The organism is Halomicrococcus pelagicus, from assembly GCF_050954125.1.
Genome location: NZ_JBPBWC010000014.1, coordinates 17,784 through 33,354, shown reverse-complemented (window position 1 = coordinate 33,354; position 15,571 = coordinate 17,784). Strand labels below are relative to the sequence as shown.

The window sequence follows — 15,571 nt, the reverse complement described above, 5'->3', positions numbered from 1 at the left end:
AGATATTGATTTTTGGCTAAATATGGATTATAGTCGATATAAATTGGACAATATCGTTATGGAATAAGTTATAATCCCCAAACGGAAGATTCAAACGTGAAAATTGGACTCGACGCACGAACGGCTGTTGGAGATGTATCTGGCGTCGGCAATTATCTTGTGAGTATCATTGAAGCAGGTGCGTTCTCAGAGCACACTCTGTACGCATATTATGACGCACGTGCTGATGGACACCCATCGAACATAACTGTTCCAGACGATACGACACTTATCTGGCGGCCAATCTCTTCTCCACAACTCGTTGACCGAGCGTTTGGTCCGGCAAGCCCAGCCTGGTGGGTGAACGTCACACTATACCGTGCGCTTCAACAGGACGACATTGATGCGTTCTTTGGGCCCAATTTTGTCCAACCAATCCCATTCGACGGTCCGAGCGTTGTTGTCGTCCATGACGTCATTCACCGCGAGTATCCTGACGCACATCCGACTGCATACCGTGGATATCTCCATGTCTCACTTATGGGGGCACTCTGGAAAGCTGACCGGGTCATCACCGTCTCTGAACACTCCAAACAGGACATACTGAAATATTATGATATCCCGCCGCAGAACATTATAGTGGCTCCTGGCGCGGCAAACGATCGATATCAACCTCGGGATCTCACTCAACAAACCCGGGAGCGCTTACGTGAAGAGTTTGACCTTCCAGAACGGTTCTTACTATATGTCGGTAATATTGAGCCAAGAAAGAATCTCACGGGACTTCTAGACGCAATGGAGTCTATGACAGACGATGAACGGCCACCTCTCGTCATCGTCGGCAAAAAGCACCTCGTAGACGAAGAGTTCGCAGAAAAATATCAGCAATGCGGATTCAAAGACGATATTATATTTACTGGATACGTTCCTGAAGAAGATCTCCCGTTGTTGTACAACATGGCATCTGTTTTCATTTTCCCCTCACTCTATGAAGGATTTGGACTGCCAGTTCTAGAAGCACTCCAATCTGGAACGCCTGTCATTACCTCCAGCTGCTCCTCCCTCCCAGAGGTTGCCGGTGATGCCGCAATCACGGTTGAACCGCAAGACTATGACGCAATTACGGATGCGATTCGCCATCTTTGGTCTGATCATGAAATGCGAGCTGACTCTCGCCAGCGTGGACTTCAGCGAGCACAACAGTTCTCCTGGGAGCAAACTGCCGCACAGATCTCAAAGGCTTACAACCAGTGCTCTCCGAACAAGCAAAGTTGAGCTATTCACGGCTTTAGCCGTGGGATTCAGCGTGGACTCCCGTTCTACCCGTTTGCAACGGCAGGAGAGTAGTCTCCGTTAACGTTCACTGTTTTGCGGCTCTGTGGTTATCCGCCCTCTATTTCCCTGCCTCTACACTAAAATTTTTAAGATTGAATGTTCTGGAGTTGTATGTCGGGTGCTGGCGTGACATTGGCTTCCACCCGACATTGTTACCGAGGGCGTGGACGTGATTGGGAACGTGGCTCACCCATGTTCCTTTGTATCTCGTGATTCTGAGATCGTTCTAAGACTAGCTTCGCAATCGTCCTTCCCCCTGCTTTCATCTGCCACGAAAGATTTTTTAGTGCGAATGGTCTATAATTAATTGTCGGGTGCAGGCGACTAGGGAAAGTGACGCACTCGGCATATCAGTCAGGATGGTTCCCTCCTTTAAAGCGTGGATTATTCCACGCTTTCTCACAAGGAACAACCAACCCGGAATAAATAACAAATACATTTTAATTAATACTGCCAATGACAGCAGAATCTGTGCCATAAGGCACTCTTTGGTGATCAACCGCCAGAGGTCCGTATACAAGAATTCTGTCCGAAATTGTCACCGATTAGTCACAATGTTGGGAGTTTCGTGCGCTAATGTCCGGACAGGAGGAGAGAAATTAGAGTTATTCTTATATCTCCTCTATGCCAAGATTTTAGGGGCAGAATATCCTATAATATATCGCCGGGTGCTAGCCTGGCAAGGGCTGACCGCGACGCTACAGACGGAGACCACTTAGCTGTTCACAGGGTGTGAGACTAGCCCACTCATTCCTTCGCAGGAAGAGTCAATTGGTGCAGGATAGCCCTTACTTTGTCGTAACCTGCTCAGCGAGGCTCTCGACATCTTGGAGTCCGTCCGCTAATAAAAGTAATCGGAGACGCGGACGACCGACTTCGATCGGCACCTTCTCTGTGTCGATTAGGCCTCGGTCTTCAAGCTGTGTTTTTGTCCGAGAAAAGGTTGCTTTGCTCGCAAGTCCAGTGTCTTCACCCCATTTACTGATGTCGTAGAGTAGCTCGTTGTTGTTTGCGCCAACCAACAGCGCGACTGTGACCTCGTCTAGCTCGTCATCCTCACCAGGAACAGTATCAACTGATTCCAGCATCATCATAAAGTCATCTTTGACGTCCGCTCCAAACTGTTCGTTGAGCGTTTCCGTTACGCGTGAAAGCGGTGGCGTTCGCAAGCTAAACGTATCACCAGCTTCCCACTCCTCCAGGAATGTTGCCCGGACAGTGTCGACAAAATCAGAATCCGTTGACGTGAGCCCCGTTAGTTCTCCATCGAGGGTTAGTACTGTAATTATTTGGCTATCACTGACGAACAACGAATTCCGTGCGATGTCCGTCGTCGTCCGAAGTGACAGTGTTTCTTGCTGAACTAAGTCTGCGATCTGGCTGGCCAGGATGAAATCTTCGACTGCCGATTTTAATACGTCTGAATCTGCAAGCACCTGGAGATCCGGAAGTTCGCCTTCAAACGTAGAGGCTGTCAACATAGTTGTTCGAAAAACCGCCGGTGCGGGGTTCACTATGAGGATTGTTTCGGCATCCTCAAACAATGATTGGAGCGTTTCATCGAATTCCTGATCGAGCACAGCAGTTTCTGACGACATACCCACTATTACCAGTAGGAAGGCCTTTGTTCTGCTCGTACTGTAAATCGAAATAGAGGGCTACACTAGAGGAAAGAGGAGCGTAACACAAAAAAGAAAACCTGTAGCAGTTATAATGTAGAAGTATATATCTACGAAGAATACTTCTGTGCATCCACTTTCGTGTTTTATACAGGCTAATAGTGTGGAATGTGGATGAAAACCAACGGCATGCGACCGACAATGTCAACTACCACATGGCGTGGTTGCCGAAGTACCGTACCTTGGTACTCGTCAACGAGGTCGTAGACCGTGTACAAACCAAATTGTACATTGACTTCAGTTGTAAGTCCGGTTGATACCGTGCCGACGGAGCAGGTGCCGCACAGCGTTGAGCTGCCAGTTGATGCGCCTATCGAGGGTGGTGTTGTATGATGTGGTTTCCACAAGTGATCCTGGAATCCGCATATCTGCTGATACCTTGTGGATGAGGAGTGGCCGGTCACCATCAAGAGTGATCCCTCGCTTGAAGTTGTAGTATTCAGGGAACGAGTCGGGGATGTGGTAGTTGTTTAGATAATCCGCAGTCCGAGATGCATCCTCTTTGGACCCCTCAGAGAGAGTTGGATAGATCGCCTGTCCCACACCGCTAGGGCCTTCGTCCTCCCAGAGAATGCCCTTCGAGGTGTGGAGCGCCAAGACTGTATCTGGATTGTGGCGGTCAATACTCTCCCAGATAGCGCGTGCGAGCGGCGTTGTCGGTTTCTCGCCGGAGGGGAACTGCCGGTTGAGGTTCCCACTGTGATTCATGTATGTCCCCTGTTCGATTGCCACAGGATTGGCTCGCGGTAACACGACGAGCGTTCCTTGGTCGATGGACCATCCTGTAACGCCATCTGCTGCAAGATACCCGCTCTCCTCGTTGCCGTGGAATCCGCCGGTGACGTACGCAGTCGGTCCCGTCTTCCCCGATTCAATAACGTACACGTCGGTCTCGTCTTCAGTTCCGTCACGGAGTGTGTATGACCAGCGTGACTCCGCTGTGGCAACCCCCATACTCGCTCCAATCGTCGAAGTCGATGCAAGTGCGCCTACAGATTTCGATAAGAATCTTCGGCGGGAGCTGGTCGGTTTGTCCGTCGTTTCTTCGCCACTTTTTCTATTTATCTTATCCGACATCGGAACATTTGACAACCGAGAATATTATACTCTTTTCGTTAGTTCTAGCATTAGATCACGAGATTACCGTGCTTGAACTACCGTAGGATGAGATTACTCTATTGATGCTACTGCTTGTCATTCAGTTAACACCGCGTACAAACCTAATCTGAAGGCCAGCATTGCAGTCACGGCCCTCGTTTGGAAACCCTCTCCTATGCAGTCTTTACGGTTGAACACTTGACTAATGCGTGATACATACTTGCTGCATCATTATTCGGTTAGTACCTACCCTATGCTTGCAACTGTAGCGTATGGCTCTGACGTACTGTCGATCGGGCTATCGGACAGGAGTTTCAAAACACATAGTGATCGTGAGCAGTGCTTCAACAGTAGCCCCACCCCGATAGCGGACCGTTTGACTCCGCTGGTCATACTCGATGACACCATGTTCAGCTAGTTTTGGCAGATGAATCTGGCAGAGGGTGAGCTGTACACGCTGTTGCGAGGAGTCCTTATTGATTTCCCCATGAACGTGGGCTGCAAGTTCAGTAAGCTCGGCAACGTCTGTGTCTTGGGTAGTGAAATATTGCAAGACAGCCCGTCGCTGGGCATCAGCGAGTAATTCGAACACGGTATCGAGTGAGTGGCGTGAGGTCGGTGCATAGTCGTTGTCGGATGGTGCAGTCATTGGTTGATGGATCCTCGTGTGAGTGGTGATACTAGAGACCACCTCCCTGCATCGCTTTCATGTCACGCGACTCTCTGTCTGTCGATGCCACTTCATGGCTATATCCTTCCTGCAGCCTATTAATATTTTATATAGATACATTATAATAATCTGCCTCACTCAATCATTTCGTCGTTCGCTCGCTACAGAGAAGTCTCATAAAAAAGGATAAAACATTTCCTCTTTGTAGTAGCTCTCTATCTGTTTCCGCCTTCACATGGCTAGGGTAGAATTCGCCAGCGTGTCTCGTAGCAATCTCCCCGACTATTCGTCAAGTGGGATTGCCTGGATGTCACCGTCGCTCGTTACGGTGACGCGATAGCCACTGTATGTGAACACCACCTGTCCGGTAGTCCGTGGTGTTCCATCGAATTGGGGGGCAAAGAGTCTCTTGAGGGCATCTGGATCGATAACATCATGGAGCGGCTCAAGTTTGGTTGGATCAACGTTTTTCTGAGCTACGACGTGCGTGATGATTGCTATTTCCAAAGGGACGTCCTGGCTGTCGTTGGAGAGCTCAGAGTTCATTAGTTGGCATTGTGGATTCTTGGTATTAGTCATTGTTTCCGCTCACCTCTGCAAATTTGATTAGCCTGTTATTGGTCTGCATCCCCAGTTCCGTGAGGATACTCTCACAACCATCGCCATCATTTTAAGTCATATGAATGTAGTCTATCACATCCGAATGAAGGTGTTATATGGAATCCTCGTATCTGGCAGCAAGAGTCAGAAAGACCGCAATGTGGTGTTTCTCTCTATAGCGAACTGTCTCACTCCGCTGGTCGTACTCAATGACATTATAATCGGCAAGATATGGGAGATGCTGATGAACTAATCTCGTTCGCACCTGTTGTGGAGTGTCAAAGTCACCAATTGCCTCACAGAGGTATGCGACCAGTTCGTCAAGCGTTGCAGTCTTCGTAGAGCCAATTTCTAAGTAATAGAGGACGTGGCGTCGGTGGGCATCAACTAGAAGACGACAAATCTCATCAACGGAGTGTTTCGGTACCTCCTCGTTTGCTGACGGTGAATGTGGTGTCATGTGTTATTGGATCAGTGACCGGTAGTGCCCCGATCTTGCTGCGATAGGCGGTCATCCAGTATTGTGCCTCATCTATTGCTATTCGTTACCAACCCACTAATCATTATTGGCTGCACTCATATGTATATTTAAATATATTTATAATAGATTACCACATTAACTAACTTATATATTTTATCTACGTATTTATGAACCTTTATTATAGAGCATTAATAAAATAGTTTTTTAGAAGTGCCTCTATCCTACCCCATAGAGCAGAGAGAGAACAGCACGACCACCTGGAGACACCATACCATGACCGACAACCCCACAAACTCAGAATCACTAACTGATCAGGTCATAGCCGCAGTCGCCGACGCCGCCGACTGCTCGCAGCGAGAACTCCCTCCGCTCTCTGAGGCCATCAACCCCGATGCGTTAGATTGTCTCTTCGCACCGACCTATAGCGGAGAGACACGAACAGACGGCCGAGTTACATTCGAATATGCCGGCTATGAGGTGGACATCCATAGTTCAGGAGACGTGTCTACGAACCTAGTTAAGAAAGCTGACGGATAAGAGTGAACTACCCCGCCCTACCCCCTCGATGAGGACAGGACTTCCTGCTTCCACGATGCGCTGTGCAGGAACCGGAGTGGTTCTCGTAGGGAGCGCAGTCTCCACAAGCGTTCGTTCGGAGTGAACTACTCCTACATCTTGAAGACCACGAGAAAGAATATTCCACGCTGCGTTCGCATCTCTGTCTGCTTCGAAGCCGCACGCGGGACAAGAATGATCTCGCACCCCACAACGGTTTGTTCGTCTCGACGCCACACTGGGTACACTCTTTGGTCGTGCCTTCGGGTTCGACCGCCACGAAGTACGTCTCCTCACGTTCGCATTTGTATTTGAGCATCTGCCAGAAGGTATGCCATGTAGCTGACGTCGTGTTCCAACTGTTCTTCGGTGAGTCCAACATTCCCTTCACGTTGAGGTCTTCGACGGCCACGAGGTCGTACTCCAGAGCGTAGTACCCGACAACCGATGGAGAAAGTCACGCCGCTTTCGCTTGATTTGCTGATGACATTCGGCCACCTTCCGGTGTTATTTCTCTTAGTTGTTCGAGTCGGGTTCCTTCCGCGAGAGCTTCCGTTGCTCGTGTTCCAGTCGTTCGCATTCGTCGGAGAGGATGAGCGACCCGACGGCAAAGCTGTCCGTGTCGGGGGGACGTGAGAATCCCCACGTCGATGCCGACATACTTCTCTGGATGCCCAGGCGTTGCTAGTGTGTTGCAGTTGCGTTCGATGCCGAAGATGGCAAACCACTCGTCGGTCGGCTCTTTTTTAAGCGTGACTTCTGTGATGGTGGTTTGGGCCGAGAAGCGTCACTGCAACGTTCTTTCTCCATTGAGGAAAGTTGGTCCGGGAAGAACCAACCACACCCAGACTGATTGTTGAGAGTTCTACCAGCGTCGCTCTAAGGAACACGGAGAGTGGATCCACCCTCCGTTCCGGCTCTCGTCTGTCGAGTCGACGACAACGTCGAAGCACGGAGCAGAGAGACAGTCCAGGATGACCTCTCTGCTCCGTGCGAGCCCTCCAAGGCTCTCTGGCGGCCGGGCGTGAGCCCCATAGTCAAAGGCAACACCCGGCAGTTACAATAATCTCATTCGTAATTAAAAGTCTTCCCGCCATGGTAAACTATGAGTTGTTTCGAACATCGGTGTTGGAGAGCTCCATCTCGGTAATGCGGACTTCCTCGCCGACGTAGTAAATCTCGCCATGATTGTGGAGCACTTCAAGCACATTCTCGACCCCTGCCTTGGAGAGTTCTTCTTCATCGGCTAGCACTGTCCGTGCTTCCCGAGTCGACAATCCGTTATGGTCGCTGTTGCTCGCAGCCACCGTCCGTCGAAGCGTGTTGAGCGCAGATCGAGCATAGGTTGGCAAGCGGCGACGATCCATATTTTAGATCTGTTTTAGAATTGTCTACATAATAATGTAGCGCTAGCTGCGGAATTGACCTCACATTTATGCTCAGGACATCAACGACCGGGAACGGTCGATTCTTCCGATATCTATCCTTAACGAACGTATTTACATCCACTACGGCGAAATAGAATTTACAATTACCGTCGAAACATTCTGTCTGGAGTGAGTGTCTTCACAACCAGTTTGTATAGTTTGTCCCCCAAAACTCGAAAAGACGTACAATCCCGTTGAGCGCTCAAAGCTGGACAGTCCTAGGCACCAGAAGCTTTCATAAGTATCTCCCTCCGTCTTGAAGCGGCGGTCAAGCTGTGATATAGCGTACCTTCGCGCGTATCGTACCCGACCGGAGTTTTCGCTGGCAATTTCAGGTCGGGCTACTCGGGCTTGAGCCCCGCCCCACCGATACGGAGTACGGCTTCGCCTTCGGGTAGATTCGGCGCATCTACAAGTCGGACGATCCGTCTGTCGCCTTTCGCCTTGCGGAGATACACTCGAACGGTACTGCTGTGCCCGAGGATGTGACCGCCGATTGGTCGGGTGGGATCACCGAAAAATGAGTCTGGATCTGCAGTTACTTGATTCGTCACGACGATTGCCGCATTGTGCAAATTTGCAATCCGCATAAGATCGTGGAGATGTTTGTTTAGTTTCTGCTGGCGTTCGGCGAGTTCTCCTCGCCCGAGATATTCGGCCCGGAAGTGTGCAATTAGCGAGTCGACACATACCAATACAATCGGCCATTCCGTATCGGCATGCTTGTTGGCGAGTTCGTGGGCTTTCTCTGCAAGCAGGATCTGGTGAGTGCTATTGAATGCCTTCGCGACATGGATCTTGTCGAGGACGTCCTCAACGAGTGTCTCGATCGTGTCTTCGTCAGTTGGATCGCCCTCAATGTTCCGCTGGGCGAGAAGTGCAGCGAGTACCTCATCGGGTAGCCCCCGGACCATTTCATCGATGCGACTGGGACGGAATGTGTCTTCGGAATCAATAAAGATTGCTTGCCCATCGAGTCCACCGTGCGTTTCGGGTAGTTGTACGTTTATGCACAACTGATGGGTGATTTGGGATTTCCCGGAGCCGAACTCGCCGTAGAATTCGGTAATTGATTGTGTTTCGATGCCGCCGCCGAGCAAGTCATCGACTTCATCAATGAGCAAGCTGACTTTCCCGATCTGTTTGCGACGTTCCAGCACGGCTGTTCCCGTTTCGAAGTCGCCGATATCCGCGGCGTCGCGCGCGGCCTGAATGATGTCGGCGGCTGTACTCTCGCCGATATCAGCGGTATTGCTAAGCTCGCCAGGACTTGCGACGGCCAGCGCCTCGTACGAGTCAAAACCAGCAGCAGTAAGCTTTTCGACGATGGCTGGCCCAACCCGTGGTAGGCTTCTGAGTTCTACCCCACCCATATGTATGCCTACTATCCCCTAGGATATAAACGCCCGTTAACAGGATAGTGAAAGTGACTACGACTGTAGTTTTGCACAGTTCAACCGTTGTCTGAAGCCCTACCCGCAAGCGCGAGCCGTCAGGCGAGCGGTAGGATGGGGTAGTTCACCTTCTATCTTTCTTCGAGGAGAGAATCCCGCCGTTTACGGCGGGCGTGAATCCGACAACTCCCTCCACAAGCCACGTTCTGACGTTAACACGGATATTTAAGTAGGTGCGTGGTATAGCATGACGTACACCGAGGCGGTTTCACCGCCCCTCTAAATGCACAATATCGGGACTCCGAGACCCTCGATGTTCGAGACACCCTCTCGAACCGCTGTGGTGTCTCGGTGAAGATAACTCCGAGTCCCATGCCGGGATAGGAGTAACGGCGGTGTGGCCCCGCCATCGGCCTGTCATGCCGACGGGTCGTCAACCAGCAAATATCCCAAACCAGCGTTGCGGTGCGGACGTGGGAAGCCTCGCCGTTCACGGCGAGGAGGAGGTCACCCCCGCATGGTTTCGCTTGCTTCGAATTATTATACAATATTCGATATAATCAATCGAATTGTTTAATGGAGTAGAGCACGAGTACCTGGGACACGACCCGATGGTACCTGATCTCCTTACCACCAGCATCGTCGTACTAGCAACAGGGATTGGAGTCTTCTTTACGTATTTCGGCTATTCGTTTGTGACCCGGCTTACGTCGCTCTTCGGTGGGCTAGGCGGTGCTCTGGTTGGCAGTTTCGCCGCACGGCTTTTCATTTCATCTACGTTCGGTACTGCATCTCCTTTTGAGCTGATTCTTGTTTCGTTGGCTGGGGCTTTCTTTGGCGGTATCATAGGGAGTTACGTCGCTCGCTCTCTGCAGCAGGTTGCCACCATCGCAACGTGCTTCGTCATTTTTTCGTCCCTTCTCTACTGGGTGCTGGCTCACCCCGACCAATTGGGGGCAATTCCCAGTCGGTCGCTCCTCCCACATTCAGTTTCACCAGCCGTCATTGCAATGCTTTTCGGGGGGGTCGTGAGTATCTTCATCTGGAAGTTTTACTTTTTGTTTCTGGTCAGTGCGACAAGTCTTGTTGGAGCGAGTCTCCTCCAGCAGTTTGCTCTCCATTGGAGCACATTGCTTCCAATTTTCCAGAGTGAAACTTGGACGACGCTTGGGACGAACGTCCTCCTCTGGCTTCTGCTAATTGGATCCGGCATTGTCGTTCAGTACCGACGATACCGGGGTATCAGCCCACAACGGTATCTTCGCCACGCGATCTCCTACCGACTGCGCTGATAAGCAAGTAGCAGAGTCAGCGAGTTTACTTCTGGTTTTTCAGCCACTCATCGAGAAGGTCGCGTATTGCTGCATCGCTGTTATCTCGGTGCTGTGTAAAAGCAAGGTGGTCAATCTGCTCGAGTTCCTCATCCGTGAGTTCGATCGTGACCGCCTCCATCTCAATATCTGCGTAGTCCATAGGAATGTCGTCAATCAACCAGACGGAAATATCTATGTCAGACGTGTGACTGCCAACTTGAGTAAACCATCAAGTGAGCACATATTAACCAAGAGACAGAGATGGAACACAGTCACCGCTACCACGCCTACCCGACACCAGAGCTAGCGGAGTGACTGGAACACCATCTCGACGTTCATCGCCAACTCTATAACCACGTCCGCTGGGACTACGAGCTACCAGCACAAGATAACGACGTGGCTCGTCAAAGAGTACGATGCCGTGTTCATGGAAGATCTCAACGTGGCAGGAATGCTTCGAGCAGATGGAAGCACTCGGAACAAGCAAGATGTGGCGTGGCGACAGTTCATCACGCTCCTCGAATACGAGGCCGACCTGCCCGGCACACACGTCAAGCAAGTCGAAGCCAAAGGGACGACCAAAGAGTGTGCGTCGTGTGGTGTGGATGCGGCGAAGCCAATCTGGGTGCGTGAACACTCATGTCCGGCGTGTAGGTTCGAGACCGCTAGAGACGCGAATGCGTCGATGAACGTCCTTAAGAGAGGATTTTCTGAATTAGGGCTAGGATGGCCCGAAGAGGCGCCCGTGGAGCCTGTGACCGCTACGGACACGCCTGACTTTCAGCGCATGTCTGCAAGTCACGTCATCGAAACGGGAAGCCTCGGGGTCAAGCCCCGAGGCGATTCACCTGTGCTACTGGTGTCTCCTAGTACGCTAGCCTACCCGTTTTGTTTTCAGTCACTCCATTATCTCGGGTCTACCGTATCTTCCCCGGGAAAGCCACCGGAAGATAGGGACCACATTTCATCCAGTCTGCGGTGCCGCGAGCCCGGTTAAAAGGCATAACCGTGCCAGTACAGATTGCAGGGTTCGACCACTTCGGAGAAAGCCACGTTGAGAAATCGCGTGGCGATGACCCGCTTACAAAGACGAGTGCATGTGGCGGTGCCACAGGACGCTCCGACCGAGGGACGAAGCCCGTCCCGTCGACGTCAGGAGAGTAGGCCCTGAAACCGTACCGTTGACATCCTCCCCGCCCTGAAGGGCGAGGATTCCCGACCGCGTTTGGGATATTGTGGTTTACGACATAGCCTGTTCTCGCGGTGCGAAGCAGCCGCTCTCTCGGTCGAACAGGTACGTCGAAGGCTGTGCCAACCAGCCGTTACTCCTATCTCCCCCATCACAGGCGAGACTCGGAGATACTTTCTGTCGAATGTTCTCGGCACCATTCACATCAGCGTTCGCCACCGTTCCACACTCATCGCACACGTACAACCCCCGCTCCACACGGTTCGCGTCACGCTTCCGACCGCAACACGAACACGACTTCGACGTATCACGCTCAGACACTTCCTCAACCGTGATGCCTTCCATCTCGGCCTTGTATTCGAGTAGGTCGGTGAAGCGGTCGAACGCCCACGAATGCAAGTCCAAGTTACCGTGCTTACCCCAGTTCTTCGACTCCCCGTTCTCCTCGTCCTCGCGGATACCGGAGAGGTCACCCACCGCGATGGTTCCAACTCCCTCGTCAACACATCGTCGGACGATGTGCTTGGAGAGCGTATGGAAGTAGTGGGCGCGACGAGCCGATTTCTTCTGGTTCAACCGTGTGGCTTGCTCGGAGTCGGAGTCATCACACCGAGCAATGCGCTTGCTGAAGTAGTAGTCGTCCTGCTTCAGACAATTCAACGGGTAGAGTTCGCTGTGACCGTCCTCGTAGGCGAGCGCGGCGAAGTTGTTGATACCGAGGTCAACACCCACTGTCTTTTCGCCGGGTGCCTCTGACACTTCGATTTCGTCTTTGCAGACGAAGTGTAGTTCCCAATCGTCGCCCGTCCAGACGGCCCGTACTTGTTGGACGTTCTCCACGGTGGAGAGGTCAACATCGGGATGAGTTTCGTACTCACAGAGGATGAAGTCCGACCAGTAGTCTTTCAGGTTCGAGCCTTTGCTGAGCCGGACTCGGTTGTACTGGGTATCGAGTTTGAAGCCTTTGTTCTTGAACGTGACCGTGCTTCGGGGGTGTTCGTCACCGTGCTTACGGTAGCTGGGAGGGTTCGCCCGTGTGTCTCCGTTGCGTCGTTTGCCGTACCAGCCGTTGAACGCCTCAGCGAGTTCTTGCAGGACTCGCTGACTTGACTGAGAATGGAGGTCATCGTAGCGTTCGTGGGACTTGAGGTAGGCGGTGAGTTCGTCGTGTTCTGGGATGTAGTCGATTTCACCCCAGACGCGACTGATTGTCCACCTTCCGACGTTCCAGAGTTTACTGGCGGCGAACCCGAGGGCGTCGAGGTCGTCTTGCACCTGTTGCTGGTTCCGTATGGAAGCAGTGTAGGTGCGTGTGACGACCTGTTTCGCCATACGTAACCTATGTAGAGATAGTTACTTGAAGGTATGGATTCGAGCGTAGAATATCCTGCCGTGCCATCGAGCGGTGGTTGGTGTAGGGTAGTGTCGGATTCATCCCCGCCCTAAAGGGCGGGGCTTTCTCCTTGCATCTCCGTAATAGGCCGAGTTCCCACACTGTGGGAACCCTCGCCGTAAACAGTGAGCGAGGACATCACTGGAGGGCATTGCCATTTGTGACAGTTTAGCTGAATTGAGGCGCTAAGCCCCCGTCCTCAACGAGCAACACAGGCCGAAGGCCGAGTAGCGCAGTAGGGTGGGGATACAGCGCCGTCATCATTTGGTCATACATGATACTACTGTTGGTCCACAGGCTCACGCAATCGCCACGTTTTTGTGCATAGAGTATATACTATGCATACGGTGAAACGGACCACAATCACGCTCCGAGAGGACCAACACGAGTGGATTCAGGAACACCACCTGAATCTCTCATCGTTCATCCGTGAGCGGCTTGACGAGTACATCGAGGAACACGAGTAGCGAATGTTCTACGCCTACAAATATCGCCTTGAGCCGTCCGATGCCCACCAAGAGGAATTGGACCGCCACCGCGATATTTGTCGGCAACTGTACAATCACACCCGCTACCGCCTCAACGAGTACCGCAATGAACACGGCGAGTTGCCGTCCATGACTACGCTACGGTCGGAGCTACCCGACCTCAAACAGTGGTGGGACGGCCTCTCGGACGTGTACTCAAAGGTACTCCAAGCCGTTGTGGAGCGGCTGTTCGACAACCTGAGTAGCCTTTCCGCACTCAAGGAAAACGGCTACTCCGTCGGCGCGTTGAAGTGGAAGCCGCCACGGGAGTTCCGCAGTTTCACGTACAATCAGTCTGGCTTCAAGCTCGACAAGAAGGGCGGTCAGCCTGTCCTGTCACTCTCGAAACTCGCGGACATCCCGATTCGGCTTCACCGCGCCATCCCCGACGACGCCAACCTCAAGCAGGTCACGCTCAAGAAAGAACCAACGGGCGAGTGGTTCGCCACGTTCGGTGTCGAAATGGACCGTGAACCACCAGAACCGCCCGAGAATCCCGAGCGGTGCGTCGGTATCGACGTTGGCATACTCACGTACGCCCACGACACCGACGGTCACGCCGTCGAATCACTCGACCTCTCTGACGAGCATGAGCGCTTGGAGCGCGAGCAACGGAAGCTCTCGCGGAAGCAACACGGGTCGAACAACTGGGAGAAGCAACGGCGTCAAGTCGCGGAGTGTCACGCCGACCTCCGACGCAAGCGCCGTGACTTTCTCCACAAACTCTCGCGGTACTACGCCCGAGAGTACGACCTCGTGGCCGTCGAAGACTTGAACGTCGCGGGGATGATGGAAAGTCCGTCGAACAGCCGCAACACCGCGTCGGCGGCGTGGCGCACGTTCCTGTCGATGCTTGAGTGCAAGTGCGAACGCGAAGGAACGCACTTCGTGGCGGTCACCCCGAGAGGGACGACCAAAGAGTGCGCGTCGTGTGGCGTCGAGACGGACAAACCGCTGTGGGTCCGTGAACACTCCTGTCCTGCCTGCGGGTTTGAGGCGGACAGGGACGCGAACGCGGCGTGGAACATCCTTTCTCGCGGTCTGCAAGACGTAGGAGTGGGACACTCCGAATCACCGCCTGTGGAGACTGCGCTCCCGACGGGAACCACTTCGGTTCCTGCAAAGCGCGTCATCGAAGCAGGAAGCCCCGACCTCAAGGAACGAGCCGCGTCAGCGGCGAGTGAGTAGGTCGGGGTAGTTCACTTGACCGGAAAATTCACTAGTGATGCTAGACGACTTCTTCCAATGAGTAAGCCTACATCAGCCCCCGTCCTTGAATTTGAGTTCACGATCACTGATGCGGAGTATCCCTTTATCGCCGCTTCTAAGGCCGAAAAATGTCAATTTGATCTTCTGGAAATGATTCCACGTTCGGAGGGAGAGTATGCAGAGTTCTTCACCGTGAAGGGAGCTGATCCTCACCGAATTCTTGAGCTTGCAGCGACACATGAAACAGTCACTGCCCAGCTTCTACGAGAAGCTGACCAGGAAGGACTATTCGAATTCAATGTATCTGATAACTGCCCTGCTGTGGCATTGGCCGAACTTGGCGCTCTCCCACGAACAGTCCGAAGTGTCAATGGAGAGGGCCATATCGTTGCTGAGTTTCCTTCCCTATCTAACGATGACCCAGCAGTAATTGTGGATACCTTTCTTACTCAATATCCGGAAGCAGAGCTCATCACCAAACGAAACAAAGATCATTCTACCCCCTTGTTCAATGACTGGGCGTTCAAACAGATTCTTCACGAACAACTCACTGATCGACAGCAGATGGTTCTTCAGACCGCATTCGAAGCGGGGTATTACGAGTGGCCACGTGAATGTACAGGCCAAGAGGTTGCCGAAGAACTTGGCATTTCGTCAGCCACCTTTTCACAACATATTCATGCTGCTGAACGAAAAGTCCTGTCCACACTGTTTGAATAGCT

The 15,571-nt window shown here is 52.3% G+C and carries 14 protein-coding genes and 3 pseudogenes; 6 read left to right on the top strand and 11 right to left on the bottom strand.

The features are described 5' to 3' along the window. The first annotated feature begins 96 nt into the window (after positions 1-96). Positions 97-1,254, top strand: coding sequence for a glycosyltransferase family 4 protein (locus ACRYA2_RS19530; protein WP_433632020.1), 1,158 nt, complete (start codon positions 97-99; stop codon positions 1,252-1,254). An 848-nt stretch (positions 1,255-2,102) separates the two neighbouring features. Here the strand turns inward: ACRYA2_RS19530 and tbsP are convergent. Beyond that, positions 2,103-2,894 carry a transcriptional regulator TbsP gene (gene tbsP / locus ACRYA2_RS19525; protein ID WP_433632017.1) on the bottom strand — a complete coding sequence of 264 codons (792 nt, stop codon included), beginning with the start codon at positions 2,892-2,894 and terminating at the stop codon, positions 2,103-2,105. Positions 2,895-3,148: 254 nt separating this feature from the next. On the opposite strand from tbsP, the pseudogene ACRYA2_RS19520 reads away from it, so the two are divergent. Then, positions 3,149-3,223 (top strand): annotated as a pseudogene (locus ACRYA2_RS19520) (IS200/IS605 family transposase); the annotation flags it as partial. 7 nt (positions 3,224-3,230) lie between these two features. On the opposite strand, the gene ACRYA2_RS19515 reads toward ACRYA2_RS19520, so the two are convergent. The 4 genes from ACRYA2_RS19515 to ACRYA2_RS19500 all read right to left on the bottom strand — a co-directional run bounded on the left by ACRYA2_RS19515 (position 3,231) and on the right by ACRYA2_RS19500 (position 5,821). Then, positions 3,231-3,947, bottom strand: coding sequence for a deacylase (locus tag ACRYA2_RS19515; protein WP_433632015.1), 717 nt, complete (start codon positions 3,945-3,947; stop codon positions 3,231-3,233). A 442-nt stretch (positions 3,948-4,389) separates the two neighbouring features. Beyond that, entirely contained in the window at positions 4,390-4,740 is a 351-nt protein-coding gene (locus tag ACRYA2_RS19510) for a DUF7344 domain-containing protein (protein WP_433632012.1), read from the bottom strand. Between the two features lie 303 nt (positions 4,741-5,043). After that, complete coding sequence (locus ACRYA2_RS19505; protein ID WP_433632010.1) at positions 5,044-5,307, bottom strand: HalOD1 output domain-containing protein; 264 nt, start codon at positions 5,305-5,307, stop codon at positions 5,044-5,046. A 166-nt stretch (positions 5,308-5,473) separates the two neighbouring features. Further along, positions 5,474-5,821, bottom strand: coding sequence for a DUF7344 domain-containing protein (locus ACRYA2_RS19500; RefSeq protein ID WP_433632007.1), 348 nt, complete (start codon positions 5,819-5,821; stop codon positions 5,474-5,476). 294 nt (positions 5,822-6,115) lie between these two features. On the opposite strand from ACRYA2_RS19500, the gene ACRYA2_RS19495 reads away from it, so the two are divergent. Then, a complete protein-coding gene (locus ACRYA2_RS19495; protein ID WP_433632005.1) occupies positions 6,116-6,379 on the top strand; it encodes a HalOD1 output domain-containing protein in 264 nt (87 codons plus the stop codon). On the opposite strand, the pseudogene ACRYA2_RS19490 reads toward ACRYA2_RS19495, so the two are convergent. The 5 genes and pseudogenes from ACRYA2_RS19490 to ACRYA2_RS19470 form a co-directional block, all read right to left on the bottom strand. Beyond that, a pseudogene (locus ACRYA2_RS19490) lies at positions 6,356-6,779 on the bottom strand (zinc ribbon domain-containing protein). The gene ACRYA2_RS19495 and the pseudogene ACRYA2_RS19490 sit on opposite strands and share 24 nt — an antisense overlap. A gap of 134 nt (positions 6,780-6,913) precedes the next feature. Continuing rightward, positions 6,914-7,057 (bottom strand): hypothetical protein, encoded by a 144-nt coding sequence (locus tag ACRYA2_RS19485; RefSeq protein WP_433632003.1) that lies wholly within the window; start codon positions 7,055-7,057, stop codon positions 6,914-6,916. 443 nt (positions 7,058-7,500) lie between these two features. Beyond that, a complete protein-coding gene (locus ACRYA2_RS19480; RefSeq protein WP_433632000.1) occupies positions 7,501-7,704 on the bottom strand; it encodes a hypothetical protein in 204 nt (67 codons plus the stop codon). A gap of 461 nt (positions 7,705-8,165) precedes the next feature. Continuing rightward, positions 8,166-9,197 carry a DNA repair and recombination protein RadA gene (gene radA / locus ACRYA2_RS19475; protein WP_433631997.1) on the bottom strand — a complete coding sequence of 344 codons (1,032 nt, stop codon included), beginning with the start codon at positions 9,195-9,197 and terminating at the stop codon, positions 8,166-8,168. 1,338 nt (positions 9,198-10,535) lie between these two features. Further along, on the bottom strand, positions 10,536-10,691 hold the full coding sequence (locus ACRYA2_RS19470) for a ribbon-helix-helix protein, CopG family (protein WP_433631995.1): 156 nt from the start codon (positions 10,689-10,691) through the stop codon (positions 10,536-10,538). A gap of 216 nt (positions 10,692-10,907) precedes the next feature. Here ACRYA2_RS19470 and ACRYA2_RS19465 point away from each other — a divergent pair. Then, positions 10,908-11,354 (top strand): annotated as a pseudogene (locus ACRYA2_RS19465) (RNA-guided endonuclease InsQ/TnpB family protein); the annotation flags it as partial. A gap of 417 nt (positions 11,355-11,771) precedes the next feature. On the opposite strand, the gene ACRYA2_RS19460 reads toward ACRYA2_RS19465, so the two are convergent. Then, a complete protein-coding gene (locus ACRYA2_RS19460; RefSeq protein WP_433631992.1) occupies positions 11,772-13,052 on the bottom strand; it encodes an RNA-guided endonuclease InsQ/TnpB family protein in 1,281 nt (426 codons plus the stop codon). 531 nt (positions 13,053-13,583) lie between these two features. On the opposite strand from ACRYA2_RS19460, the gene ACRYA2_RS19455 reads away from it, so the two are divergent. Next, positions 13,584-14,828: an RNA-guided endonuclease InsQ/TnpB family protein gene (locus tag ACRYA2_RS19455; RefSeq protein WP_433631989.1), complete on the top strand. Its 1,245-nt coding sequence runs from the start codon at positions 13,584-13,586 to the stop codon at positions 14,826-14,828. 57 nt (positions 14,829-14,885) lie between these two features. Then, on the top strand, positions 14,886-15,569 hold the full coding sequence (locus ACRYA2_RS19450) for a helix-turn-helix domain-containing protein (RefSeq protein WP_433631987.1): 684 nt from the start codon (positions 14,886-14,888) through the stop codon (positions 15,567-15,569). Positions 15,570-15,571: the final 2 nt, after the last annotated feature.

Bases quoted from the DNA above. Each gene is read 5' to 3' on its own strand.
- ACRYA2_RS19515 (WP_433632015.1), bottom strand. From the start codon at position 3,947: ATGGGGGTTGCCACAGCGGAGTCACGCTGGTCATACACACTCCGTGAC.
- ACRYA2_RS19510 (WP_433632012.1), bottom strand. From the start codon at position 4,740: ATGACTGCACCATCCGACAACGACTATGCACCGACCTCACGCCACTCA.
- ACRYA2_RS19505 (WP_433632010.1), bottom strand. From the start codon at position 5,307: ATGAACTCTGAGCTCTCCAACGACAGCCAGGACGTCCCTTTGGAAATA.
- ACRYA2_RS19500 (WP_433632007.1), bottom strand. From the start codon at position 5,821: ATGACACCACATTCACCGTCAGCAAACGAGGAGGTACCGAAACACTCC.
- ACRYA2_RS19495 (WP_433632005.1), top strand. From the start codon at position 6,116: ATGACCGACAACCCCACAAACTCAGAATCACTAACTGATCAGGTCATA.
- ACRYA2_RS19485 (WP_433632003.1), bottom strand. From the start codon at position 7,057: ATGTCGGCATCGACGTGGGGATTCTCACGTCCCCCCGACACGGACAGC.
- radA (WP_433631997.1), bottom strand. From the start codon at position 9,197: ATGGGTGGGGTAGAACTCAGAAGCCTACCACGGGTTGGGCCAGCCATC.
- ACRYA2_RS19470 (WP_433631995.1), bottom strand. From the start codon at position 10,691: ATGGACTACGCAGATATTGAGATGGAGGCGGTCACGATCGAACTCACG.
- ACRYA2_RS19460 (WP_433631992.1), bottom strand. From the start codon at position 13,052: ATGGCGAAACAGGTCGTCACACGCACCTACACTGCTTCCATACGGAAC.
- ACRYA2_RS19455 (WP_433631989.1), top strand. From the start codon at position 13,584: ATGTTCTACGCCTACAAATATCGCCTTGAGCCGTCCGATGCCCACCAA.
- ACRYA2_RS19450 (WP_433631987.1), top strand. From the start codon at position 14,886: ATGAGTAAGCCTACATCAGCCCCCGTCCTTGAATTTGAGTTCACGATC.